The 25,197-nt window shown below is 39.4% G+C and carries 19 protein-coding genes; 12 read left to right on the forward strand and 7 right to left on the reverse strand.

Annotated elements, in window-relative coordinates; all coding sequences use genetic code 11:
• Positions 1-37: 37 nt before the first annotated feature.
• Positions 38-520 carry a hypothetical protein gene (locus PYW33_RS03230; RefSeq protein WP_004645890.1) on the reverse strand — a complete coding sequence of 161 codons (483 nt, stop codon included), beginning with the start codon at positions 518-520 and terminating at the stop codon, positions 38-40.
• Positions 521-688: 168 nt separating this feature from the next.
• Between PYW33_RS03230 and PYW33_RS03235 the strand changes: the two genes are divergently transcribed.
• A complete protein-coding gene (locus PYW33_RS03235; RefSeq protein WP_004281769.1) occupies positions 689-901 on the forward strand; it encodes a helix-turn-helix domain-containing protein in 213 nt (70 codons plus the stop codon).
• Between the two features lie 89 nt (positions 902-990).
• Here the strand turns inward: PYW33_RS03235 and PYW33_RS03240 are convergent, their stop codons facing one another.
• On the reverse strand, positions 991-1,245 hold the full coding sequence (locus PYW33_RS03240; protein WP_004645889.1) for a hypothetical protein: 255 nt from the start codon (positions 1,243-1,245) through the stop codon (positions 991-993).
• Positions 1,246-1,764: 519 nt separating this feature from the next.
• Here PYW33_RS03240 and hsdR point away from each other — a divergent pair.
• Genes hsdR through PYW33_RS03260 form a run of 4 tightly spaced genes read left to right on the forward strand, consistent with a single transcriptional unit; the run spans position 1,765 to position 11,367 of the window.
• Positions 1,765-4,143 carry an EcoAI/FtnUII family type I restriction enzme subunit R gene (gene hsdR, locus PYW33_RS03245; RefSeq protein WP_004645886.1) on the forward strand — a complete coding sequence of 793 codons (2,379 nt, stop codon included), beginning with the start codon at positions 1,765-1,767 and terminating at the stop codon, positions 4,141-4,143.
• 57 nt (positions 4,144-4,200) lie between these two features.
• Positions 4,201-5,676 carry a class I SAM-dependent DNA methyltransferase gene (locus tag PYW33_RS03250; protein WP_004645885.1) on the forward strand — a complete coding sequence of 492 codons (1,476 nt, stop codon included), beginning with the start codon at positions 4,201-4,203 and terminating at the stop codon, positions 5,674-5,676.
• A gap of 15 nt (positions 5,677-5,691) precedes the next feature.
• Positions 5,692-8,109: a restriction endonuclease subunit S gene (locus tag PYW33_RS03255; RefSeq protein ID WP_004645884.1), complete on the forward strand. Its 2,418-nt coding sequence runs from the start codon at positions 5,692-5,694 to the stop codon at positions 8,107-8,109.
• A 15-nt stretch (positions 8,110-8,124) separates the two neighbouring features.
• Complete coding sequence (locus PYW33_RS03260; protein ID WP_004645883.1) at positions 8,125-11,367, forward strand: RNA-directed DNA polymerase; 3,243 nt, start codon at positions 8,125-8,127, stop codon at positions 11,365-11,367.
• Between the two features lie 124 nt (positions 11,368-11,491).
• Here PYW33_RS03260 and PYW33_RS03265 read toward each other — a convergent pair whose 3' ends face one another.
• From PYW33_RS03265 to PYW33_RS03280, 4 genes are all read right to left on the reverse strand, one after another.
• Positions 11,492-12,775 (reverse strand): ribonucleotide-diphosphate reductase subunit beta, encoded by a 1,284-nt coding sequence (locus tag PYW33_RS03265; RefSeq protein WP_004645882.1) that lies wholly within the window; start codon positions 12,773-12,775, stop codon positions 11,492-11,494.
• 141 nt (positions 12,776-12,916) lie between these two features.
• A complete protein-coding gene (locus tag PYW33_RS03270) occupies positions 12,917-13,045 on the reverse strand; it encodes a hypothetical protein (RefSeq protein ID WP_004645881.1) in 129 nt (42 codons plus the stop codon).
• Between the two features lie 16 nt (positions 13,046-13,061).
• Complete coding sequence (locus PYW33_RS03275; protein ID WP_004645880.1) at positions 13,062-13,265, reverse strand: hypothetical protein; 204 nt, start codon at positions 13,263-13,265, stop codon at positions 13,062-13,064.
• A 129-nt stretch (positions 13,266-13,394) separates the two neighbouring features.
• Positions 13,395-16,232 carry a ribonucleoside-diphosphate reductase subunit alpha gene (locus tag PYW33_RS03280; RefSeq protein WP_004645878.1) on the reverse strand — a complete coding sequence of 946 codons (2,838 nt, stop codon included), beginning with the start codon at positions 16,230-16,232 and terminating at the stop codon, positions 13,395-13,397.
• A gap of 567 nt (positions 16,233-16,799) precedes the next feature.
• Between PYW33_RS03280 and bfmR the strand changes: the two genes are divergently transcribed.
• Together bfmR and bfmS are read left to right on the forward strand one after the other, a co-directional pair.
• Positions 16,800-17,516 carry a response regulator transcription factor BfmR gene (bfmR, locus tag PYW33_RS03285; RefSeq protein ID WP_004280782.1) on the forward strand — a complete coding sequence of 239 codons (717 nt, stop codon included), beginning with the start codon at positions 16,800-16,802 and terminating at the stop codon, positions 17,514-17,516.
• Positions 17,517-17,558: 42 nt separating this feature from the next.
• Positions 17,559-19,229 (forward strand): sensor histidine kinase BfmS, encoded by a 1,671-nt coding sequence (bfmS, locus tag PYW33_RS03290; RefSeq protein WP_023278689.1) that lies wholly within the window; start codon positions 17,559-17,561, stop codon positions 19,227-19,229.
• Between the two features lie 66 nt (positions 19,230-19,295).
• Here the strand turns inward: bfmS and PYW33_RS03295 are convergent, their stop codons facing one another.
• On the reverse strand, positions 19,296-19,652 hold the full coding sequence (locus PYW33_RS03295; RefSeq protein WP_004645876.1) for a hypothetical protein: 357 nt from the start codon (positions 19,650-19,652) through the stop codon (positions 19,296-19,298).
• A 572-nt stretch (positions 19,653-20,224) separates the two neighbouring features.
• On the opposite strand from PYW33_RS03295, the gene ndhC reads away from it, so the two are divergent.
• The 5 genes from ndhC (at position 20,225) to nuoF (ending at position 25,188) form a co-directional block, all read left to right on the forward strand.
• Positions 20,225-20,770 (forward strand): NADH-quinone oxidoreductase subunit A, encoded by a 546-nt coding sequence (gene ndhC, locus PYW33_RS03300; RefSeq protein WP_004280779.1) that lies wholly within the window; start codon positions 20,225-20,227, stop codon positions 20,768-20,770.
• Positions 20,771-20,776: 6 nt separating this feature from the next.
• Positions 20,777-21,457, forward strand: a complete 681-nt coding sequence (locus PYW33_RS03305; protein WP_004280778.1) for a NuoB/complex I 20 kDa subunit family protein — start codon at positions 20,777-20,779, stop codon at positions 21,455-21,457.
• Between the two features lie 91 nt (positions 21,458-21,548).
• Positions 21,549-23,336 (forward strand): NADH-quinone oxidoreductase subunit C/D, encoded by a 1,788-nt coding sequence (nuoC, locus tag PYW33_RS03310; RefSeq protein ID WP_004280776.1) that lies wholly within the window; start codon positions 21,549-21,551, stop codon positions 23,334-23,336.
• Positions 23,337-23,350: 14 nt separating this feature from the next.
• Positions 23,351-23,860 (forward strand): NADH-quinone oxidoreductase subunit NuoE, encoded by a 510-nt coding sequence (nuoE, locus tag PYW33_RS03315; RefSeq protein ID WP_004280775.1) that lies wholly within the window; start codon positions 23,351-23,353, stop codon positions 23,858-23,860.
• Positions 23,857-25,188, forward strand: coding sequence for an NADH-quinone oxidoreductase subunit NuoF (gene nuoF / locus PYW33_RS03320; RefSeq protein ID WP_004280774.1), 1,332 nt, complete (start codon positions 23,857-23,859; stop codon positions 25,186-25,188). Before nuoE ends, nuoF begins: the two co-directional genes overlap by 4 nt.
• The last annotated feature ends 9 nt before the right edge of the window (positions 25,189-25,197 follow it).

The following is a 25,197-nucleotide window of genomic DNA, read 5'->3' on the forward strand; positions in this document are numbered from 1 at the left end:
ATTAATTAATAAAACATTAATTAAATATTATATTAACTTAGTAAATAAATGAATCGATATCATTAATGATTTTGGAAATAATATTTTTATGATTTTCTAATCTTGATATTTTTTTGCTTCTATCTCTTATATAATTTTTAAAGCAATAATTAATTTCTGGTAATTGTTTGGATAGTTCATTAGTTTCTTGAATTTCCAAGGTTTTTTCTAGCTGCTCTTGTTTAAGTAAGCTTAATTTTTTAGTTAATACTTTCACTGCTTTTTCTTTACAGTGAGTAATTCTAAAATCAGTTAATTTATCAGTTTCTGAATAAAATTGATTTCCTTCATCGTCATATTCTTTTCTTAAGTAGCCAAATTTCAATAATTGTTTAATTAAAGAATATGTTTGCCATTTTAGTGAATCAGGAGCACCTTCAAAGCGTATCCAAAGATCTTTAGGTTTGAACAAGAATAAGAGAATGCCATTCTCAATAACTACAAGAAACTGCTCTTTTAGAGGGTGCTTAATTTCAATCATTTAAAGGTAATACGTAAAAATAAAGGGGATTATAATCCGTTTTTCTGTCTTATTTAAGGTTTTATTTTTAAATATAAAATTTTAAAATCTAACGCTTATGAGGATTATAAGCCGTGGATACTTAGTCCTCAAAAATGAATAGTTCTATTCTTTATAGGAATAGAACTTATGAACGATTTAGCACAGAAAATTGGACATGCTATTCGGAATTGTCGAATTGAGCAGAAAATTACTCAAGAAAAATTAGCATTACTTTGCAATATCGATCGTAGTTATGTGGGACGTATTGAGCGAGGAGAAGTAAATATCACGGTACTAAAGCTCTATGAGATTGCACAAATACTTAAAGTTGCACCACATGATTTGCTGCCTAAAGACTAATGAGGCTTCTAGCTATTTCTTGATTTACTATTATTTTTATAATTATCTATCTTGAAGATGAATAGTATGCGTTCAAAGATAGACTACTATTAGGTAATAAAATCATTACCACGTTTTTTAATTTTGTAAGTCCCTCGGCTAGCAAACCTTTTCGCAAGATCTGGATTGCGTCCGGATAACTTTTTGACCGATACAGGTTCGCTATTGGGAGCTTTGTTCCATACGATATCATTCTTTACATAGAGTACTGTTCTAGTACGTGCAACTTCAATAAAGCGTTTCTGAAGTACAAGAGCGGCAGCTTTAGCTATTTCACGTTCGTTCTCTGGGTTTTCAATTGTCATATTTAAAACCTTAAATGGATTAAATTGGGTTAATAGTGTTATTCATATCCTTTGGGAGGGTTACCGTCACCCATTTAATTATAAAAATAATTAAATAAATATTCCTAGACTGTCATCATATCAACAACATACCTGCCATGCCTATGAATAGCTTACTGTTGATGCGCAAATTGGCATGTTTTTTATGAAATTTTTTTCAAATTTCCTAATAAATTGAAAAATAAAAAAAGATCCAACATGTTTTTACTGTAATGAATTACTTCTTTGAGGTCTTTCATGAGATAGAATGTATTTAATAATATCTCCAATTTTTTGTGTACATTCCAATGTATTATTAGGCCGTCGGCTATCTAATTGTGTATTGTTTCAATTCATTTTTGTTACTCACAAAACTTCTTTACATAGCTGTTCTAAAGATAAATTATTTTCATATACTGAAATTATTAACCTATTGATTAACTATCAATAGTTTTCAAAATTCATTATTCTAATTATAAGAATCAAATACATGGTTTTAGAATGGATAAGAAGAAACTATCTGAACGAGATATATGTAGTAAATTTATCAATCCTGCCTTAGAACAAGCTGGATGGACTGCGCATCAAATTCGTGAAGAAGTAACTTTTACCAATGGTCAAATCATGGTACGTGGGAAGCTACATACTCGTGGTGAGCGAAAACGTGCCGATTATGTTCTTTACTATAAGAAAAATATTCCTTTAGCGATTATTGAGGCTAAAGATAATAATCATAGTCTGGGAGCTGGTATGCAGCAGGCTTTAGCCTATGCTGATTGTTTACAAGTACCTTTTGTTTTTTCAAGTAATGGCGATGGCTTTTTATTCCATGACCAAACGGGTCTATTTGGAAAAGTTGAGCAAGAGCTAGGATTGGATGAGTTTCCTTCCCCTGAGTATTTATGGAAACTGTATGAGCAATATAAGGGTTTGACCACATCCGAATCTAAGAAAATCGTTGAATATCCTTACTATGATGATGGTTCTGGTAATATTCCTCGTTACTACCAAGTTAATGCAATCAATAAAACGATAGAAGCGATTGCTCGGGGGCAAAATCGTATTTTACTTGTTATGGCAACAGGTACGGGGAAAACTTATACAGCTTTTCAAATCATATGGCGTTTATGGAAATCAGGTGCAAAGAAACGGATTTTATTTTTGGCAGACCGAAATATTTTAGTCGACCAAACTAAAAATAAAGATTTTAAACCCTTTGGGCAGCAAATGACTAAAATATCAAATCGTATGATTGATAAAAGTTATGAGATTTATCTTTCTCTTTATCAAGCAGTAACTGGTTCAGAAGAAGAAAAGAACATCTACAAGCAGTTTAGTCCTGAATTCTTTGACTTAATTGTGATTGATGAATGTCATCGAGGAAGTGCTAAAGAAGATTCATCATGGCGTGAAATTTTAGAATATTTTAGTTCAGCAACTCATGTGGGGTTAACAGCGACTCCAAAAGAAACCAAAGATACTTCAAACATTACTTATTTTGGTGATCCTGTTTATACCTATACGTTGAAAAAAGGTATTCAAGATGGTTTCCTGGCACCTTATAAAGTTGTGCGTATTGATATAGATAAAGACCTACAAGGATGGCGACCAGAAAAAGGCAAGAAAGATCAACATGGTAATGAAATTACTGATCGCATCTATAATCTTAAAGATATGGATAAAGGGCTTGTTTTAAAGAGTCGTACAGAAATTGTTGCTCAAAAAATTACAGAGTTTTTGGTGAATACAGACCCTTATGCCAAGACAATTGTGTTCTGTGATGATATTGATCACGCAGAGCGTATGCGACAAGCTTTAGCTAATTTGAACCTTGAACGAATCAAAGAAAATCGTAAATTTGTCATGCGTATTACTGGTGATGATAAAGAGGGTAAGGCTGAACTAGATAACTTTATTAATCCTGAGGAACGTTATCCTGTCATAGCAACAACGTCTAAACTGATGACTACAGGCGTGGATTCACAAACGTGTAAATTGATTGTACTTGATCAGCATATTAAATCCATGACTGAATTTAAACAAATGATTGGTCGTGGTACACGTATCAATGAAGAGTTTGGAAAAACTTGGTTTACGATAATGGATTTTAAAAAGGCGACTGAGCTTTTTAGTGATCCTGCTTTTGATGGTGATCCTGTTGTCATTTATGAACCTAAACCAGATGAACCTGTAGTACCACCCGATGAGCCAGATATTGGAGATGAAGGTGATGATTCAGATTATACCAATGATGATTCAACAATAGGTGGTACTTCTGGTGGTGAAGATACTGGTGGAGGTGATGCTGAACCACCGAGAAAATTCTATGTAAATGATGTTGCCGTTAATGTGATTGGAGAGCGGGTTCAGTTTTATGATAACGATGGAAAATTGGTTACGGAATCTCTGAAAGATTATACACGTCAGCATATTTTAAAAGACTATGAATCTTTAGATGCATTTTTAAGAAAATGGAAAGGTGCTGATAAGAAGTCACTCATAATTGATGAGTTCAAAAAGCAGGGTGTAATTTTTGAAGCATTAGAGGATGAGGTTGGTAAAGATTTTGATCCTTTCGATATGATTTGCCATATTGCTTTTGATCAGCCAGCTTTAACTAAAAAAGAACGTGCTAACAATGTGCGCAAACGCAACTATTTCACCAAATATAATGATCAGGCTCGTCAGGTATTAGATGCATTACTAGATAAATACGCAGATCAGGGGATTGAGCCAATTGAAGATGTAAAGATTTTACAAATTCCTCCGTTTAATCAAATGGGGTCAATCATTGAAATTATTCAGTCATTTGGATCGCCTGAAGAATATACAAAAGCACTAAAAGAATTGGGTAATCAGCTTTACGATAATGTATCTTGAGTAGTTGGTCTGATAAACTCACGTACAAATTTGATACTGTTGATTTGAAGTCTAGCTATGAATATTTCAGGAACAATAAAAGCCATTCAGAAAATCATGCGTAAGGACGTTGGGGTGGATGGTGATGCACAACGCCTCGGTCAGTTAGTATGGATGTTATTCCTGAAGGTTGTCGATGCTAGAGAACGAGAAGCAGAAGCTTTAGCCTTTTTAGAAGGGAAAATTTTTCATTCCCCAATTCCTGAAGAACTGCGTTGGAGAAATTGGGCAACAGATTCTGAAGGAATTACAGGTGATGCATTAAAAAAATTTATTGATGACCAATTATTTGAAAGATTAAAAAAATTATCAGAAAATACGGATGATCAACGAGCTTTTCTTATCTCTACAGTTTTCCAAGAAGCAAATAACTATATGAAATCAGGCACACTGATTCGTCAAGTTGTCAATAGAATTGAATCAGATTTAGATTTTACTAAATCAAAAGAACTACATGCATTTGGTGATATTTACGAGCAACTTTTGAGGGATCTTCAGTCTGCGGGTAACGCCGGTGAATTTTATACACCCCGAGCAGTTGTTTCTTTCATGACAGATATTATTGCTCCTCAATTAGATGAAACGATCCTTGATCCTGCTTGTGGTACGGGAGGCTTTTTAACATCAGCAATCGAATTTAAACGTAAACATTTTGTTAAGACTCCTATTGACGAACAAATACTACATAAGTCAATTTTTGGTATTGAGAAAAAACCTTTACCTCATTTGTTATGTACAACAAATATGATTTTGCATGGTATTGATGTACCAACTCAGATTAAACATGACAATACACTATCTCATTCTTTAATTTCATGGGGACTCGATAAACGTGTTGATATCATACTTACTAATCCACCATTTGGTGGAATTGAAGAAGATGGAATAGAAAATAATTTTCCAGAGAAATTTCGTACCCGTGAGACAGCTGATCTTTTCATGGTGTTGATCATCCAACTCTTAAAAGCGCATGGTCGTGCAGCCGTGGTTTTACCAGATGGCTTTATGTTTGGTGAGGGTATCAAAACAGCCATTAAAGAAAAATTAATGGAAGACTGTAATCTACATACCATTGTTCGTTTGCCGAAGTCTGTTTTTGCACCATATACACCTATTAGTACCAATATTTTGTTCTTTACCAAGGGGAAGAAAACAGAACATATATGGTTCTATGAGCATCAATTACCACAAGGTGTAAAAGCCTATAACAAAACTAAACCGCTTCAGCTTAAAGAGTTCGATACTTTAAAAGCATGGTGGGGCTTAGAAAGTGATGGTTTTGCTAGTCGTGTAGCAAATGAGCAAGCATGGAAAGTATCACTTCAAGATATTATTGGTCGTGGCTATAACCTTGATATAAAAAATCCGCATCAAGTTGAAGAAGATGTAAAAGACCCTAAAGAGCTTTTGGCTAAATATGAGAGCCTTGAGGCTGAGGTTGCTAAAATTCGTCAGCAATTAAAAGCAATTTTAGATGAAGCTTTAGGTCAATAGTTCAGGATGAGTAAAATGACAGATGTTAAAGAACTCATTACTGAGCATTTAGATATTTGGTTAACAGCTGAAACTGAGAAAAAGTCGGGGCGTGGGCGCAGTTCAGGTTCAAATGATACGATTTATGGCATTCAGAAATTACGTGAATTAATTTTGGAATTGGCTTTCCTTGGTAAATTAGTACCTAATGAAAAAAAACCTTTTAATTTGTTAGAACAAATTTTGAGTGAGCAAAATGAATTAGTAAAAAATAAAATTTTAAAAAAGACTACAGATATAAATATTCTAGAAAATAGTGAATTTGACTATTCTTTGCCTAATACATGGGTTCTATTAAAACTAGGTGATTCAGGTTATAACTTAGGACAAAAAATTCCTACTTCCAAATTTTCTTATATTGATGTGTCTGCAATTAATAGTCTTTATGGACGTGTAGAAAATCAATCAATTTTAAATGCTGAGGATGCACCTTCACGAGCACGTAAGATAGTGGGGATTGGTACGGTTATATATTCTACGGTTAGACCTTATCTCAACAATATTGCCGTCATTGATGAGGTTTTTGAGTACGAACCTATTGCAAGTACAGCTTTTGCTGTAATCCATCCATATAAGATTATTGATTCTTATTATTTATTTTATTACTTACGTAGTCCTTTGTTTATAAAATATGTTGAGTCGCAACAAGTAGGGATTGCTTATCCTGCCATTAATGATAAGCAATTCTTCAGTGGGTTATTACCAATTCCACCATTAGAAGAACAAAAACGTATCGTTAGTAAAGTCGATGAATTGATGGAATTATGTGATCAACTCGAACATCAGCAAAATTTAAGTTCGGAAGCGCACGATCAATTAGTTGATACATTTTTGAATGTTTTGATTAACTCATCCGACGTTGAAGAGTTCCAGCAGAATTGGCAATGTATTTCAGAAAACTTTAGTCTGCTATTTACCACTGAATACAGTATTGAAAAGTTAAAACAAACAATTTTGCAGTTAGCTGTAATGGGCAAGTTAGTGAAACAAGACCCTAATGATGAAGGAGTTAATTTTTTACTTAAAAGAGTAGAAATAAATAAAAATGAGAGAGTTAAGAATAAAGAAATACAAAAACCCAAAGCAATTACTGTTGAGCAGTCATTAAAGTTTGATATCCCCAAAAGTTGGGAAAAAGTACTTCTAAATGATATTGCATTTGTAACTAAATTAGCTGGTTTTGAATATACTAAATATATGAAGTTAGTAGATTCAGGCGAGGTTGCAGTTATTAGAGCACAGAATGTAAAACCGTTTGAGCTAAACGAAAACAGTCTAAAGTATATTGACTTGGAAACCTCTCGATTATTACAAAGGTGTGCATTAGATAGAAAAGCTTTATTGATGACATTTATTGGAGCTGGAATTGGAGACGTCTGTGTATTCGATAAGGAACAAAGATATCATCTAGCGCCGAATGTAGCTAAAATTGAGCCATTTTCTGACCCAAATATTAATTATCTTTTAATCTTTTTAAATAGTATGTATGGGAAAGAGGAAATTTTTAAATCGCTTAAAGCTACAGCCCAACCTAGTATTTCAATGACAACAATTCGTGAAATTTGGTTGCCTCTACCTCCATTAGCTGAACAAAATAGAATTGTTGAAAAAGTAAACCAACTCTTTTCTATAATTGATAAGTTGCAAACGCTTCAAGGTAAATTACAAAAAACTAAGATTCATTTAACAGATAGTTTGGTTGCTAGTGCCTTGAGTGATTTAAATGATAAAAGTGAGTCTGAAGTCACTGATAATGTTGTCCAATTTGAAAAGCCAATTGAGACTATTAAACAGTCGAAGCAAAAAAGTAGTGATCAAATTGATTTATTTACAGATGAAAGCGTTGATGATGATTTGAAGCTTTTATCTTTAGCTGCTGAAATCACGTTTCAGTTGCATACAGAGCCAACTTTTGGTCATTTAAAACTGCAAAAGTTGATCTACTTATGCCAACAACTAAAACATATGGATTTGGCGGCTGACTTTAAACAACATGCCGCTGGTCCATATGATCCAGTTATGGCACGTTATTTAGATAAAGAGTTTAAAGATCATGAGTGGTTTAGTTACGATCCTAAGCGAGACTTAAAGTACAAACCTCTCAGTAGATGTAATGATCATAGATCTGCATTTAATAAGTATTTTGCTAAAGATGTATCTGAGATTTATGACTTAATAGGACTTTTTAGAACAAGTAAATCTGACCATATAGAAATTATTGCAACACTTTTTGCATGTTGGTTACGTTTGTTAGAGAAAAAACAATCTGTTACTGAAGAACAGCTTTTGAAAGATTTTTATGCTTGGTCGGAAGAAAAGAATCGATTTAGTAAAGCTGAAGTATTAAATGGTTACAAGTGGATGAAGATGTATTCCATAACACCAATAAGATAATTGCAAGGGGGATTTATGTCGTATCAGGCGGTTTTTACAGGATGGGAAGATCTTAAATTAAAGGATTTACTCGTAGCTTATAGAAAAGCTAAAGCAGATTGTTTTTTTGAGAATACTTTCCCCACAGCAGTAAAATTTGCAGAGTATGAACAAAAATTATTACCTAATTTAAGAAAACTTTTGGAAAAATTAAAAAAAGATAATGGTTTTTTTGAGAATGAGAAATTCTTAGGGCAATATCGAGTTGTCCCTAAAAAATTAATAATAAATAAGAAGTCTGATACCAATAGCATTAGTCATGTACATTTTTCAGATCCAAAAAAAAATTTAAATAAGTTATTTGGTGAAAATGAGATAAGTCCATCATTTCGTATCATTGGCGATTTCCCCGTAGAAACACATATTATTTCAGCCCTCTGGATTAATATGGTTGGAGAGCAGTTTGATGAACGATTAACTGAGTCTTGCTATGGGGCACGACTAAAACGTATAGAAAATGATGAAGAGTTTTCTTTAAATATGAGAAAACCTTTCCATATCAGTGCAATAGGATCATTTACACCGTACTTTCAGCCTTATCAAAAATGGCGAAATGATGGGTTAAATGCTATACGAGATGAATTAGAAAAAGATAAAAGTGTTATAGCAGTATCTTTGGACTTAAAAAGTTATTACCACTACATTGATCCAAAAATCATTGTTTCTGAAAATTTGCATAAAACATTTGATCTTACTCTTAGTGAGCATGAGCTTTTATTTACTAAGCAATTAGCTAATTTTTTAGAAGAATGGGCAAAACAGGCTGTTGTATTTTCAAAAAAAATCTCCGTTGAATGTGAGATATCAGGTGGCTTAGCAATAGGCTTAACTGCAAGCAGAATTATCTCTAATATGATTTTGCACCGTTGGGATAAATTAATTAAAGAAAAACTTACTCCAATTCATTATGGTCGTTATGTAGATGATATGTTTTTAGTATTAAAAGATGCTGGGAATATAAGTAATAGTGATGACTTAATGAAATTCTTACAAGAAAGAATTGGAGATGAGATACTAAAACCAGATGATAAGGACCCAAAAAAATGGTTGATTAATCAACCTAACTCTAAGAATGACTCAACCTTAATACAATTGCAATCTGATAAACAAAAGCTATTTCTTTTAGAAGGACGAACAGGGTTAGATTTATTAGATAGTATTGAAAAAGACATTTATGAGCTTTCGAGTGAACATCGTTTGATGCCTTCACCTGATCAACTAGATCAGTCAACAGCTGCGAAGGTGCTTTCAGCAGCTGGAAGTGTAGGTGAAAATGCTGATACTTTACGGAGAGCAGATGGATTAACGATAAGAAGATTAAGTTGGGCATTGCAATTAAGGCATGTTGAGACACTTGCTCGTGATTTACCTTCTAAGGTGTGGAAAAAACAAAGAGATGAGTTTTACCAATTTGCTCATAATCATATTTTAAGACCTGATAGTATATTTGAGCATTTTTCATATTTACCTCGTTTGCTCGGATTTGCTATCGGTTTGAATGAATGGCATCAAGCAGAATTAATTGTATTAAGAGCATATCAATCATTAGATCTTCTTAAAGCAGCAATTTTTGATCAAGATAGAGCAAAATTTTATGGAGAAGTTAATGGTTCAAAATGTGATCTTCATGAAGATATTTGGCAAGAAATCAAACATTCATTAACAATACTATTTATAGATGCTGCAACAAAATACTATGATCCGAAAGACCTTTTTGAAGATAAAGAACCAAAGCAAAAAAGTTTAGAAGATATATTTTTCCGTGGTTTATTTGAAAATATCGATTCAATTAGTGATTTACTTAATACTGATTTGAGTATCACAAACTTTAAAGAAAAAGCATTATTAGTTTTAAACTCTGACTTGGGTAAAACACCTTATAAACAAATTTTAGCTTTAAATATAAGTAATAAACTATTGGATAAAGAAAATAAAAGACGAAACGAAAAGCTTATTAGACGTTTCTTGGAAACAGAGCTGATTTCTACTGATTCCTTGAGATTATTCTTAAAATCGTCATTCCCAAAGAGATTCAATAAGGAAAACTATTCTAATAAATATAGTTTTGAAATATTTTTACCCTACTTATTTCCTACAAGACCATATTCAACAGCAGAAATCTCTGAATTGGCACCTGAGTGTGTGGGTTTGCCTCAAAATAATAAGAAGTTTTGTAACACTTCGCCTACTAAAATATGGGCTAGGTATTGCCAAGCAGTACGTGGTGTATGGGTAAAACCTACTTTGTTAGCTATCGCTAATGATAATAATGATAAGCTCAATTGTTCAAGGTCTTTAAGATTAGGAACTGATAGTAAAGATAAAGTTATAGTGGCCTTAACTAATCTAAAAACATCTCAAAAGGATTGGACTCATACAGCAGCGAATAAACCTAATTTAAGTTTAGATAGATATAAGAGAATATCTGATTTAGTGAATGATATTTTGAGGCTAAACCCTAGACCTGACTATGTATTTTTTCCAGAATTATCTATTCCTTTAGAGTGGGTTGATAGTATCTCCTCTAGGTTGTGTGCTGCTGGAATAAGTATTATTGCTGGAACTGAATATAGACATACTGCAAGCAATAAGTTAATAAGTGAAGCTTTATTAATATTATCTGATAACCGTTTAGGGCATTATGCATTTGCTAAGATTTGGCAACCTAAGCTTGAACCAGCTGTAGGTGAAGACAAAGAGTTAACTAGTGTGTACGGAAAAGCGTGGGATTTTGCTAGAACGAAGTATAAGACTGAAAAAGATCAATTTAAAGTTCTAAAAAAGCCAATATACATACATAATAATTTTCATTTTGGAGTTATGGTTTGTTCTGAATTGCAAAATAGCAAATCAAGAATAAGTTTCCAAGGAAAGGTTGATGCTCTTTCAGTACTTAGTTGGAATCAAGATTTAGAAACATTTTCTACATTAATAGAGTCAGCAGCTCTTGATGTTCATGCTTATACAATTCTTGTAAATAATAGATCATATGGTGATAGTCGAATTCGTGTGCCAGCTAAACAATCCTTTAATCGAGATTTAGCAAGAGTAAGAGGTGGTGAAAATGATTTTGTTGTTGCAGCTACAATTGATATTAAAGAACTAAGAGCTTTTCAAAGTAGGTCAACACGCTGGACCCAAGAAGGCGACAAATTTAAACCATTACCTGAAGGCTTTACGATATCGAAATTTCGAAAGTTATCGCCTCCAATTAAGTAGTAAAAAAATAGAGCCATTAGGCTCTATTTTTTTTGCTTTAGCATAGTTGATTAAGTTTGTAACAATCTCGAAATATGTGTCAAAAATCTCACATTATCTGTCATTCAGCGTTTTAAGCTAAACCTTACCAGCTTAACGCACCGCCAGTTTGGTAATCTGTTACGCGCGTCTCGAAGAAATTCTTCTCTTTACGCAAGTCCATCATCTCTGACATCCACTGGAACGGGTTGTTCACACCAGCAAACTGTTCAGGCAAGCCTAACTGCGCCAGACGACGGTTGGCAATAAACTTCAGGTATTCTTCCATCATGCCAGCATTCATGCCGAGTACACCGCGTGGCATAGTGTCACGTGCATATTCGATTTCCAGCATCGTACCTTCAAGAATCATCTGAATGATTTCTTCCTGGAATTCAGTGGTCCATAGACCCGGGTTTTCGATCTTGATCTGGTTGATCATATCGATACCAAAGTTCAGGTGCATTGACTCATCACGCAGAATGTACTGGAACTGCTCTGCAACACCATTCATCTTGTTACGACGGCCCATCGACAGGATCTGGCTGAAACCGCAATAGAAGAAGATACCTTCAAGGACACAGTAGAATGCGATCAGGTTGCGAAGCAGGATCTGGTCATTTTCAGGTGTACCAGTTTTGAAAGTAGGATCACTTAAAGACTGGGTATATTTCAGGCCCCACGCCGCTTTACGTGCAACTGACGGTACTTCGCGGTACATGTTGAAGACTTCGCCTTCATCCATGCCTAGCGACTCGATACAGTACTGGTAAGCATGCGTGTGAATCGCTTCTTCAAACGCCTGACGCAAGATGTACTGACGGCATTCAGGGTTGGTAATGTGACGGTAAATCGCCAATACCAGATTGTTTGCAACCAGTGAATCGGCAGTCGAGAAGAAACCAAGTGAACGCATCACGATGGTACGTTCATCTTCAGTCAAGCCATTTTCAGACTTCCACAACGCAATGTCGTGGTTCATGTTGACTTCTTGCGGCATCCAGTGGTTTGCACATCCGTCCAGATACTTCTGCCAAGCCCATTCGTATTTGAATGGAACAAGCTGGTTCAAGTCTGCACGACAGTTGATCATCGCCTTATCATCAACCTGTACACGTTGCGCACCCATTTCAAGCTCTTCCAGGCCCGGTGCAACATCAAGTTGCTCTAGGGAAGCAGATGCTCTTGCCAGCGAATCGGTTGGATTTGATCCTCGGTTTTGAGTGGCTCTAAGGGGTTGTGCAGCTGCCACATCCGGCGATGCGTTGCCTGCATCAGATACCATCTGTGAATTAGTCGCTTTTTGCGGCTCGACGGGCGCAGGCTGCTGTTCAGGTGCAGCCGGTTTTTGCGAATCATCTTCGAAATCGTCCCAACTTAGGATAGACATATCAATTCTCTCTACGTTGCTTTATATCTTTTATGAGACATTCAGCTTGGCTGAGATGTCTTACTATACGCTTAATTTGTGTAAGCAAAATTAAGTTTTGTCGATGAATGCTCTAGTTTTATACAGGAGCAATGATCCCCACTACTTATTTTGCTTACGCTGCTGGCGAACTTTGAACCAGAAATAAGCAATCGGTAAATAAAAGGTAATACCAAAGGAAATCAGCAATGCCGCAAGTCCTAACATGTAGTTATGAGTCATATGAGGCATGCTGATTTCCTTTAATTTATTTTTTACTCTGCTCAGTGGCGTAAAAGTGATGATGGTTAATGTTATAAGTAACATTCATTGAAGAGTTATTCAGACTGTTAGAGCCTGTGATTTTACTCTGATCAATATTGGTTTGAGAGTTATAAAAATAAAATCCCAAACCTGTTGTACCAAAAATCGCTATGACACATGCACCTAGCATTGATGCTGCTTTCTTCATATGCTTTCTCGTGGAAAACATGCTGAAAATCAGGACATCTAAACCAATACAACTATTCAGATATCTGATTTACAACATGTTGTCATGTTAGTAATCATCATTATCTCAATGTAGCTGTATAAGCCTAAATTATTGGCAAGCCTCACAATCAGGGTTGTCAATTGAACATGCCATTGGCACTGGAGCCGCTTGAGCAAAACCTTCTTCCTCTGCAGGAGCTTCAGGTTTTTGCGCTTCAACCACCGGAGCTGCTGCTACAACAGGAGCCGCAACAGTTGCAGGTTTAACTGCATTCAATGCGCCAGTGTTAATAGTCGATTTCTCAGCAGAAGTCGCACCCAATGCACGAAGGTAATAAGTTGTCTTAAGACCACGTAACCAGGCCATCTTGTAAGTGATGTCCAGTTTCTTACCGTTTGCACCAGCGATGTAAAGGTTCAGAGACTGCGCCTGGTCGATCCATTTTTGACGACGTGATGCAGCATCCACGATCCAGCGAGTTTCAACTTCAAACGCAGTCGCGAAGATCGCTTTAAGCTCTTCAGGAATACGGGAAATCTTCTGAACAGAACCTTCGAAGTGTTTCAGGTCATTGACCATTACCGCATCCCAAAGACCACGTTCTTTCAACGCACGTACCAGGTATGGGTTAATCACGGTGAATTCGCCAGACAGGTTGGATTTCACATACAAGTTCTGGAACGTTGGCTCAATTGATTGAGATACGCCACAGATGTTTGAAATCGTTGCAGTCGGTGCAATCGCCATCACGTTCGAGTTACGCATACCGTCTTTTTGAACTTTGGCACGTAAAGTATCCCAGTCCAGACGTTGAGTGCGGTCTACTTCGAACATGCGTTCAGGACGAGTTTTCGCAACCAGATCAAGCGAGTCGATTGGCAGGATACCTTGATCCCACAATGAACCTTTGAAGGTTTCGTATGTACCACGTTCAACAGCCAAATCGCTAGATGTTGAAATCGCGTAGTACGAAATCACTTCCATCGATTCATCAGCAAACTCAACCGCAGCATCAGAACCATAAGCCAGGTTCATCTCATACAGTGCATCCTGGAAGCCCATGATACCCATACCAACCGGACGGTGTTTCAGGTTCGAGTTGCGCGCTTGCGGAACAGCGTAGTAGTTGATGTCAATCACGTTATCGAGCATACGAACGGCTGTTTTAACTGTGCGTGCCAGTTTTTCGCGATCAAGAACACCGCCTTGAACGTGTTGTACCAGGTTGATTGAACCCAAATTACAAACTGCGATTTCTTCTTTGCTGGTGTTCAGGGTAATTTCTGTACACAGGTTAGACGAGTGCACCACACCAACGTGTTGCTGTGGTGAACGTAAGTTACATACGTCTTTGAATGTGATCCACGGGTGACCTGTTTCAAACAGCATAGACAGCATTTTGCGCCACAAATCTTTTGCACGGATTTTCTTGTGCAACATGTTTGTTTCTTTGGCAATCGCTTCGTAATGTGCATAACGCTCAGCGAATTCAGCACCAGTCAAATCATGCAGATCAGGCGTTTCAGAAGGGGTGAACAAAGTCCATTCTGCATCTTCGAATACACGTTGCATGAACAGGTCAGGAACCCAGTTCGCAGTGTTCATGTCATGGGTACGACGACGGTCATCACCAGTGTTCTTACGCAGTTCAAGGAATTCTTCGATGTCGAGGTGCCAAGTTTCTAAGTATGCACAAACTGCACCTTTACGCTTGCCGCCCTGGTTCACCGCAACAGCTGTATCGTTCGCCACTTTCAGGAACGGAACAACACCTTGCGACTTACCATTTGTACCTTTGATGTATGAGTTCAAAGCACGAACTGGTGTCCAGTCATTACCTAAACCGCCTGCCCATTTAGATAGCATTGCGTTATCACGCATCGCGCCATAAATGTCATACAGGTCATCATCAATCGTAGTCAAGTAGCAGCTAGACAATTGTGGACGTAACGTACCTGAGTTAAACAGGGTAGGCGTCGAAGCCATGTAGTCGAAGCTAGACAATAAGTTATAGAACTCAATCGCGCGCTCTTCACGGTTTTCTTCATTGAGCGACAAGCCCATAGAAACACGCATAAAGAACAATTGCGGAAGTTCGAAACGTACGCCATCTGAATGGATGAAGTAACGGTCAAATAATGTTTGCAGACCTAGGTAAGTAAATTGGTTAGAGCGTTCCGGTTGAATCGCCGCTGCCAGTTTCGCCAAGTCAAAGTTCAATAATTCTGGAGAAAGCAGCTCAAGCTCAATCCCTTTTTTCAGGTAAGTTTCCAGCGCATCGCCTTCAACTGTATCTACAGGTAGGCCCAGGAATTTCAAACCAGTCGCAACCAGGTCATCACGCAATAAACGTGCAGTCACATATGTATAGTTAGGCTCTTGCTCAATACGGGTACGGGTCGCCATCATCATCGTGGTCGAGATGTCCGACTCTTTTACGCCGTTGTACAAGTTTTTCACGGTCTCATCGACAATGGCTTGTACATCAATGCCTTCAAGGCCTTCTGCTGCTTTAGTAACATGCGCAGTTAAAGCACTTAAATCTAGTGGCTTGAGTTTGCCTTCAGCATCGGTAATTTGCAGGGTCGGGTGATGATGTGCACCTAACTGTTTACGTGCTTCAGAACGTTGTTCACGGTAAATGACATAAGAGCGTGCAACTTTCTGTTCGCCCGTACGCATTAGCGCAAGTTCAACTTGGTCTTGAATTTCTTCAATATGAATCGTTCCGCCAGAAGGTAAGCGACGTTTAAAGGTATTTAATACCATTTCCGTCAGTTGCTCGATACGATCATGGATCCGGCTCGAGTCAGCGCTTTGTTGGCCTTCAACCGCCAAAAACGCTTTACCAATTGCGACAGAAATTTTTTCTGCATCAAAAGCGGCAACATCACCGGTGCGTTTAATCACCTGAAGTTGACCAGGAGTTGAAGTGATTACGCTCATGTTAGCATAGCTCCATTGTCATCTATTTTTATGTTTATAGACCGTTTGAACTGGGCAAAATTCGTGCCACAGTGTTTGAGGAATAAACACAAGACCTAGTGGTTTTAAAATTAATTGAACACAAGATACGGGAAAATTTAGGGTAGATCAATATTGACATTTAGCTAAATATTTTTCTTAAGTTGTGCTTTAATCCTTGTAAAAATATCGCTATTTTTATTGATTTTTGTATAAGCCTTATCAGGCAAGGCATAGCATAACAAAGTCAAAAGAAAGTGCTTATAGATAACACTGTGGATAACTAAAAAGTGCTGAATCAAGCAGTCATATTTTGTCCATGTAATAGTTGTGTAAATCGCAAATCAGATCTAAGCCACTGTTTCAAGCATAATTGTCCAAAAAATGCACGATAAAATATTACAAAATGCTATCTTGATGTATCAGTTTGGTGAACGCTATCTTGTTTACAATGTAAACGTGTGTATATTGCAAGCATATTAAAAACGTATCTATTGGATTTCAAAAGGATACGCCTATAGCGTAGATCCACCAAATAAGGGGTAATACATGAGCCAAGAAGAAAAGTTACCCAAGATTTTAATTGTTGAAGATGACGAGCGTCTTGCCCGTTTAACGCAAGAATACCTCATTCGTAACGGACTTGAGGTGGGGGTAGAGCCGGATGGTAACCGTGCCATTCGTCGGATTATTGCCGAGCAGCCAGATATGGTGGTGCTGGATGTGATGTTGCCAGGTGCGGATGGCTTGACCATTTGCCGTGAAGTGCGTCCACATTATCATCAACCGATTTTGATGTTGACTGCGCGTACTGAAGATATGGATCAGGTTTTAGGTCTGGAAATGGGTGCAGATGACTATGTCGCTAAGCCTGTTCAACCGCGTGTATTGCTGGCACGTATTCGTGCATTATTGCGCCGTACTGATAAGGTACCTGAAGATGAAGTGGCACAGCGCATCGAATTTGATGATCTGGTCATCGACAACGGCGGTCGTTCAGTGACCTTAAATGGCGATCTGGTTGATTTTACCAGCGCAGAATATGATCTGTTATGGTTGCTTGCATCGAATGCTGGCCGTATTCTCTCTCGCGAAGATATTTTCGAGCGTTTACGTGGTATCGAATATGATGGTCAAGACCGTTCAATCGATGTACGTATTTCTCGTATCCGTCCAAAAATCGGTGACGATCCAGAAAATCCGAAGCGTATTAAAACAGTACGTAGTAAAGGTTATCTTTTTGTTAAAGAGACCAATGGTCTTTAAGCAAATGTGGTTTGTTGCTTGAACAAGCAGGATAAATTATAGGTGTTTAAACACAGTATATTTTTGCGTATATACGCAGGACTCGTCATCCTTGTCGTCTTGGTGGCGGTGTTCGGCTATCTGTTGGTACAGATTATCAACTATCAGCGTGCGCAAGAATATCGCGAATCCCTGACTGATGGTATGGCATATATCATCAGTGAAGGGGTTGCACGCCAGCCAAATCTCCAGCAAAAAATGGATTGGGTTTCTGATGCCTCCGATTTGCTGGAATTGCCCATTCACTATGTAGAAGCCAGCAAGGTCGACATTACCCGTGCTGAAGGACGCCGTATTGCCGAACGTAAGGCGGTGGTGCGTTGGGACGCCGAATCAGGTATTGCCTATATTGTGGTTGGGCTGCGCGATGACCCGGGTCATTACCTTTATATTAAGGCCGACAGCATTACTGAGCGCCAGATGAAGGCCTTACCAGTCTTTATCCTGGACTATCTGGTCTACTATCCAGGTCAGGAAAAAGAATATCTGGCTCGTATTCAGGATTATTTTTCTTATCCGGTTTCTATCGAAAATGTCCAGAATTTACCTTTAGATTCCGAGCAGATCGGGCGCTTGCGTCTTGATCACAGTATTATCCTGTATCGGGATAGTGCCTCAATCCGTGGCACCACCATTTCAATTATTTCGCCAATTCCAGGTTCGACCTCACAAGTCTTGGTGATGGGACCGGTGCCATTGTTTAACTGGATGCCATTCCAGTTAGCGACTGGTATTACCTTATTGAGCCTGTTTGTGCTGAGTCTGGGGGTGTATGGTTTGCTGGTGCCAATGCAGCGCAAGTTGCGTGAAGTCAGCTATGCCTTAAACAAAATGAAAACCGGTAATATGTCATTGCGTCTTCCTGTAGAAGGAAGTGACGAAATGGCAACGCTGGCCTCTAGCTTTAACAATATGTCTGATCATATTCAGCGCCTGATTGAAGCCCAACGTGAATTGATGCGTGCGGTGTCGCATGAACTTCGTACACCAGTGGCGCGGATTCGTTTTGGTGTGGAAATGATGGCAGATGAAGATGATTACGATTATCGTCTGCAACAGGTCGAACAGATTGATAAAGATATTGAGGCGCTGAATACCCTGATTGACGAGATCATGACCTATGCCAAGCTAGAACAGGGCATGCCTTCGATCGAGTTTGAAAAGGTCAATCTGTTTGAAGTGCTGAATCAGGTAGCTCTGGAAACTGAAGCATTAAAAACCCAGAAAATCATTGAGCTACATTCAATGCCTGATGTGGTGGTTGAGGCAGAACACCGTTATCTGCATCGCGTAATTCAGAATCTGGTCGGCAATGCGGTGCGTTATTGCGACAATAAGGTGCTGATCAGTGGTGGTCTGGATCAGGATGGTCAGGCCTATGTCTCTGTTGAAGATGATGGCCCGGGAATTCCGGAAGTGGATCGTGCCCGGGTCTTTGAAGCCTTTGCCCGGCTGGATGACAGCCGCACCCGTGCTTCGGGTGGTTATGGTTTGGGTTTATCCATTGTCAGCCGGATTGCGTACTGGTTTGGTGGTACGATTCAGGTGGATCAAAGTCCGACGCTGGGTGGCGCGCGTTTTACCATGACCTGGCCGGCACAGCGTTATGTCAAGAAGAGTAAGCGCAAGATGCTAGAAAAAAAGCCTGAGGAAGCGAGTGATCATTTAGCTTGATATTGTATAAATGATTTTAGTCATAAAAAACGATGCATCGGCATCGTTTTTTATTAGGAGCGATTTTTATTCCTGAATGGTCGCATCAGGTTCAATGAGTGATTTACCCTCTTTTAAGCTTTGTAGCGCTTCAGAGTTAAAGTCGATCACCAGTTTGGTATTTTTCGCATCGACGTTATAACGCTGAATCAGTTTTTGGTCGCCTGATAACGTTTCGACTTTATATTCGTCAGCGATATTCATAATGCCATCCAGATTGATGCTGGAAGAAGCATGGTCCTCTTGAAAAAGTGCATGGATGTCACGTAAGTCAAAAGCCGCCTGGCTTATGTTGGGGTTTTTCTGGATGTAATTTTCTATATGTCGAACCAGTAATTGAGCAAATAAAAAATAATTAGGTCGATGGGAGAAGCGTAGAGACATGCAAGGACTCCTTATTGTTACTTTATTAATGTCATGATGTGGTTTAGAAATAGAAATAACATATTCTGAATCAGCCTGTTGAGCATGTTGCAAAAAGACACAATTGCCAATCCAAGATTACCAAGTAGCTGCAGGGGGTAAAGCAACAGTTAAATATAAAAAATCACATTAAATATCAAGTTAAATCAATTGGTTTGAAAGAAAAAATAGTTGTTAAAATAATTTTTTATTCGATTTAACTTGGATTCAATAGTGAAAAAGACTATATCTAAATGGGTAGGCGAGAAAAGCAGCTCATCGATCAGCCTATTTTCTGGAAGTGCTCTTTATAGAAAAATTAATAGATAATTAAAATTTAATTTGGGAAAACGATTAAAACGAATTCTGAATGATTAAAGTCAAATTAAATGCTGAAATGTCTAAAAAATCATCCCAAAGACTAAGGCTTATAAACTAGCAAGTGAAATCCAAAATCAGGTACAATTGGCGGGATTAATTTTGTGTTTGGTGTATTTGAAGGCCAATACATACATTCTTTGTTAACAAATAGGCCTGCCAGGAGTTATCCCCGCATGAGTGCTATTACTCCATACGAATGGGCAATTATTGCCTTCGTGATCGGCGTTACATTTTTATGCGTCTTTATGCTGACTGTCCCATTACTCCTCGGGGGTAAATCATGGGGCCGTGCCAAGCAGGAGCAGTTTGAGTCAGGTGTAGTTAGCGCAGGTGGAGCTCGTATCCGCTTGTCTGCAAAGTTCTATTTAGTTGCAATTTTCTTTGTGGTGTTTGATTTAGAAGCACTTTATCTATATGCATGGGCAGTTTCTGTTCGTGAGGTAGGTTGGATTGGTTTTGCAACTGCAGCTATCTTTATCATAGTTTTACTTGTTGGTTTGATTTACGAATTATCGACAGGCGCACTCAATTGGGCACCTTCAGACAGACGTAAGGCAGCAGGAATTAAAGCTAAGATTGGTTCGCCAAATATGGATCTTGCAGAAATTACGCGCTTCAACTCGATTGAAGAATTGGTGATGGATCCAACGGGTCAAATCCCGGCTCAATCATCTGGTTTTGTGAAAAAGTCACAAACTCAATTATCTGATAAGGAGTAAGACGGGATGAAATATACATTAACCCGTGCGAATCCGAATGCTGACCAATATCCACTTCAGGAACGTATTGTTGTAGAAGATCCGTTGCTAGAAGAAGAAGTGAATAAAAATGTATTCATGACTCGCTTAGAGGATGTGGTACATACAGCAGTCAACTGGGGTCGTAAAAACTCAGTTTGGCCATTTAACTTTGGTACATCTTGCTGCTACGTAGAATATGCAACGACCTTGACCGGCGTGCATGACTTGTCACGTTTTGGTGCCGAGGTTATCCGTGCTTCACCGCGTCAGGCGGACTTAATGATTGTAGCGGGTACTTGCTTCGTAAAAATGGCGCCAGTAATTCAGCGTCTGTACGAACAGATGCTTGAACCAAAATGGGTCATTTCAATGGGTGCATGTGCCAACTCAGGTGGTATGTACGATATTTATTCAGTCGTACAAGGTGTGGATAAAATCATCCCGGTCGATGTGTATATTCCAGGTTGCCCACCACGTCCTGAAGCTTTGATTCAGGCATTAATGCTGTTGCAAGACCAGATTCAACTAGAGCGTCGTCCGCTTTCTGCGGTGATCGGTGATGATCTTAAGCCAGTGTATAAGCCAAAGATGATGCCGGAACGTGACCGTAAGAAAGACCAGCGTGTTGCTGTGAAGAACTTACGCTCTATGGATGAAATTAAATAATTTAAACGACAGGTTGTTTTGTTGTGCACCCGCTATGGGTGTAATTGTCGTTTAGGTTGACTGAATTTGTATTAAATAGGAAGCCAAGCCAATGGCTGAAACTGACATTGCTATGCCAGAATCAACGTCTGTTGATTCACGCCCAGCATTTGCCATCATTGAAGAACTCAAAACCAAATTTGGTGAGAACTTCTTTGTGCAAACGACTTTCGAGGATTTCCCGACAGTCTGGGTTGAGCGCGCACGTGTACAAGAAGTTTTAATGTTCTTGCGTACAGTGTCACGTCCTTACGTGATGTTGTTCGACTTGTCAGCGGTAGATGAGCGTCTACGTACGCACCGCGACGGTTTACCTGCGTCTGACTTCACAGTGTTCTATCACTTGTTGTCGCTCGAGCGTAATACTGACATTCGTATTAAAGTTGCTTTAGCTGAAAGCGATTTGAATCTTCCAACAGCAACCAATATTTGGCCAAATGCCAACTGGTACGAACGTGAAGCTTACGATATGTTCGGGATCAATTTCGAAGGGCATCCAATGCTCCGTCGTATCTTGTTGCCAACCTATTGGGAAGGTCATCCGCTACGTAAAGAATATTCTGCACGTGCGACTGAATATACGCCATATTTGCAAGATAAAGCCAAACAGGACTACGAACAGGAACATCTTCGCTTCGTCCCTGAAGATTGGGGTATGAAGCGCGGCAATGCCGATGAAGACTTCATGTTCCTGAACTTGGGTCCGAACCATCCATCTGCGCACGGTGCGTTCCGTGTGATCTTGCAGCTGGACGGTGAAGAAGTGAAAGACTGTGTGCCTGATATCGGTTATCACCACCGCGGTGTGGAAAAGATGGCTGAACGTCAAACCTGGCATTCATTCATTCCGTATACAGACCGTGTCGACTACCTCGGTGGTTGTGCGCAAAACATGCCTTACGTGCTTGGCGTAGAGCAAATGGCGGGTATTACTGTACCTGACCGTGCGCAATGTATCCGCGTGATGATGTCTGAACTGTTCCGTATCAATAACCACTTGCTGTTCATTGGTACTGCGATTCAGGATGCCGGCGGTATGACGCCAGTCTTCTACATGTTCGCCGATCGTCAGAAAATCTATGACGCGATTGAGGCGATCACCGGTTACCGTATGCACCCGGCATGGTTCCGTATCGGTGGTACTGCACACGACCTTCCAAACAACTGGCAGCATCTGATCCGTGAAATCCTGGACTGGATGCCGAAACGTTTGAAGGAATACCATACTGCAGCGCTGAAAAACTCGGTGTTTGTGGGTCGTACCCGTAATGTTGCGCAATACGATGCAAAATCTGCATTGGCTTGGGGTGTAACAGGTACAGGTTTACGTGCTACAGGTATCGACTTTGACGTACGTAAATACCGCCCATATAGCGGTTATGAAAATTACGACTTCGAAGTACCGGTTGAGTATGAAGGCGATGCCTATGCACGCGTCATCGTTCACTACCGTGAAATCGAAGAATCACTGAAAATTATCAAACAATGTTTAGATAATATGCCGTCTGGTGCGTACAAAGCAGACCATCCATTGGCTGTTCCACCACCAAAAGACAAAACATTACAAGATATTGAAACCTTGATTACGCACTTCCTGAGCGTATCTTGGGGTCCTGTAATGCCGGCGGGTGAAGCATCTGTGATGGCAGAAGTGGTGAAAGGCGCGTCGAATTACTACTTGACTTCAGACAAGTCAACCATGAGTTACCGTACCCGTATCCGTACACCAACCTTCACGCATTTACAGCAAATGCCTTCTGTGATTAACGGCAGCCTTATGTCTGACTTAATCATTTATTTAGCGACCATTGACGTCGTAATGGCTGACGTGGATCGCTAAGGGGTAAACGCATTATGATGATTTTGACTGATAAAAAGCCACGTGTGAATGTTGAAGGAATTTTGACTGCGGACGAAATTCACGATATCGAACATCACATGGGGCACTACCCATACCCACGTGCAGCGTGTCTAGATGCGCTGAAGTGTGTACAACGCCGTAATGGCTGGGTAGATGATGCGCAAATGAATGCCATCGCACAAATGCTGAGCATGAGCGTTGCAGACCTTGAAGGTGTGGCAACGTTCTATAACCGTATTTACCGTCAGCCGGTCGGTCGTCACGTAATTTTATTATGTGATTCGATTGCGTGTTTCCTGATGGGTGCGGAAACTTTGGCAGAAGCATTCCAGCGCGAATTAGGCATCCAGTTTGGTCAAACGACTGCAGATGGTCGTTTTACTTTGCTGCCAATTTGCTGTCTGGGCAACTGTGACAAAGGTCCAACCTTAATGATTGATGAAGACACGCACGGTCTGGTTGAAGTGACTTCGGTGAAACAGCTGTTGGAGAAGTATGTATGAATACTGAACCAAAACCAATTTATGGCGACGGTAACCCGGAAACGCATCCATTAACATGGCGTTTAAGCAAACAAGCCAACGTACGTAATGCAGATGATTACGAAGCGCTGGAAGGTTATGCAGGCTTTAAAAAAGCACTGACCATGTCGCCTAAAGATGTATTGGAAGTGGTTAAGGCAGCGACTGTAAAAGGTCGTGGTGGTGCAGGCTTCCCGGCAGGTATCAAATGGTCTTTGATGGCGCCAAACGACAACTCAGGTCCACGTTACCTGATTTGTAATGCCGATGAGATGGAACCAGGTACCTTTAAAGACCGTTTGTTGATGGAAGATCTTCCGCATCAATTGATCGAAGGCATGCTGATTGCAGGCTATACGCTTGAAGCAACACACGGTTATATCTTTATCCGTGGCGAGTACATTGAAGCTGCTCAGTACTTAAATGAAGCACTTGAGCAAGTTCGTGCCAAAGGTTACTTAGGGGATAACATCCTTGGTACAGGCTGGAACTTCGAGTTACACGTGCATACCGGTGCGGGTCGTTATATCTGCGGTGAAGAAACTGCATTGATTAACTCGCTAGAAGGTCGCCGTGCCAACCCGCGCACTAAACCGCCATTCCCGCAAGTTGCAGGTGCTTGGGGTCGTCCTACGATTGTCAACAACGTAGAGACCTACAACAACTTACCAGCCATCATGCTGCGTGGTCCTGAATGGTATATCAACTTGTCTGCGGGTAAGTCGAAAGATCCAGGCACCAAGATTTATGGTGCATCAGGTAAGGTAAAATTCCCGGGTCTATGGGAGCTTCCATTTGGTACGACAGCACGTGAAGTGATTGAAGACCATGCGGGTGGTATGCGTGACGGCTTAAAACTGAAAGCATGGTTACCGGGTGGTGCATCGACTGACTTCCTGGCTGCCGAGCATATTGATCTTCCTATGGATGCGGAAAGCATCATGAAAGCAGGTTCGCGTTTAGGGACTTGTTTGTTGATGGTGGTAGATGAAACCCAATGTATGGTTTCAGCGACACGTAACCTCGAAGAATTCTTTGCACGCGAATCATGTGGTTTCTGTACGCCTTGCCGTGATGGCTTACCTTGGGCTGTGAAAGCGCTGAAAGCACTGGAAGATGGCACAGGTAAGAAAGAAGATATCGATCACTTACAAGAACTGACTCGTAAGCTTTGGATTGGTAAAACTTTCTGTGCCCACGCACCGGGTGCAATGGAGCCGCTTATGGGCGCACTCAAATATTTCCGTGGCGAATTTGAAGCGAAGGTTGTGAATGCCGCCGCTCAAACCAGCAACGTAGAACAAGCTTAAGGAATTCGA

Origin of the sequence: Acinetobacter lwoffii, assembly GCF_029024105.1 — a bacterium.
Taxonomy (GTDB): Bacteria; Pseudomonadota; Gammaproteobacteria; order Pseudomonadales; family Moraxellaceae; genus Acinetobacter; species Acinetobacter lwoffii.

Coding starts and splice junctions, on each gene's coding strand:
- PYW33_RS03230 (WP_004645890.1), bottom strand. CDS start 520: ATGATTGAAATTAAGCACCCTCTAAAAGAGCAGTTTCTTGTAGTTATT.
- PYW33_RS03235 (WP_004281769.1), top strand. CDS start 689: ATGAACGATTTAGCACAGAAAATTGGACATGCTATTCGGAATTGTCGA.
- PYW33_RS03240 (WP_004645889.1), bottom strand. CDS start 1,245: ATGACAATTGAAAACCCAGAGAACGAACGTGAAATAGCTAAAGCTGCC.
- hsdR (WP_004645886.1), top strand. CDS start 1,765: ATGGATAAGAAGAAACTATCTGAACGAGATATATGTAGTAAATTTATC.
- PYW33_RS03250 (WP_004645885.1), top strand. CDS start 4,201: ATGAATATTTCAGGAACAATAAAAGCCATTCAGAAAATCATGCGTAAG.
- PYW33_RS03255 (WP_004645884.1), top strand. CDS start 5,692: ATGACAGATGTTAAAGAACTCATTACTGAGCATTTAGATATTTGGTTA.
- PYW33_RS03260 (WP_004645883.1), top strand. CDS start 8,125: ATGTCGTATCAGGCGGTTTTTACAGGATGGGAAGATCTTAAATTAAAG.
- PYW33_RS03265 (WP_004645882.1), bottom strand. CDS start 12,775: ATGTCTATCCTAAGTTGGGACGATTTCGAAGATGATTCGCAAAAACCG.
- PYW33_RS03270 (WP_004645881.1), bottom strand. CDS start 13,045: ATGCCTCATATGACTCATAACTACATGTTAGGACTTGCGGCATTGCTG.
- PYW33_RS03275 (WP_004645880.1), bottom strand. CDS start 13,265: ATGAAGAAAGCAGCATCAATGCTAGGTGCATGTGTCATAGCGATTTTT.
- PYW33_RS03280 (WP_004645878.1), bottom strand. CDS start 16,232: ATGAGCGTAATCACTTCAACTCCTGGTCAACTTCAGGTGATTAAACGC.
- bfmR (WP_004280782.1), top strand. CDS start 16,800: ATGAGCCAAGAAGAAAAGTTACCCAAGATTTTAATTGTTGAAGATGAC.
- PYW33_RS03295 (WP_004645876.1), bottom strand. CDS start 19,652: ATGTCTCTACGCTTCTCCCATCGACCTAATTATTTTTTATTTGCTCAA.
- ndhC (WP_004280779.1), top strand. CDS start 20,225: ATGAGTGCTATTACTCCATACGAATGGGCAATTATTGCCTTCGTGATC.
- PYW33_RS03305 (WP_004280778.1), top strand. CDS start 20,777: ATGAAATATACATTAACCCGTGCGAATCCGAATGCTGACCAATATCCA.
- nuoC (WP_004280776.1), top strand. CDS start 21,549: ATGGCTGAAACTGACATTGCTATGCCAGAATCAACGTCTGTTGATTCA.
- nuoE (WP_004280775.1), top strand. CDS start 23,351: ATGATGATTTTGACTGATAAAAAGCCACGTGTGAATGTTGAAGGAATT.
- nuoF (WP_004280774.1), top strand. CDS start 23,857: ATGAATACTGAACCAAAACCAATTTATGGCGACGGTAACCCGGAAACG.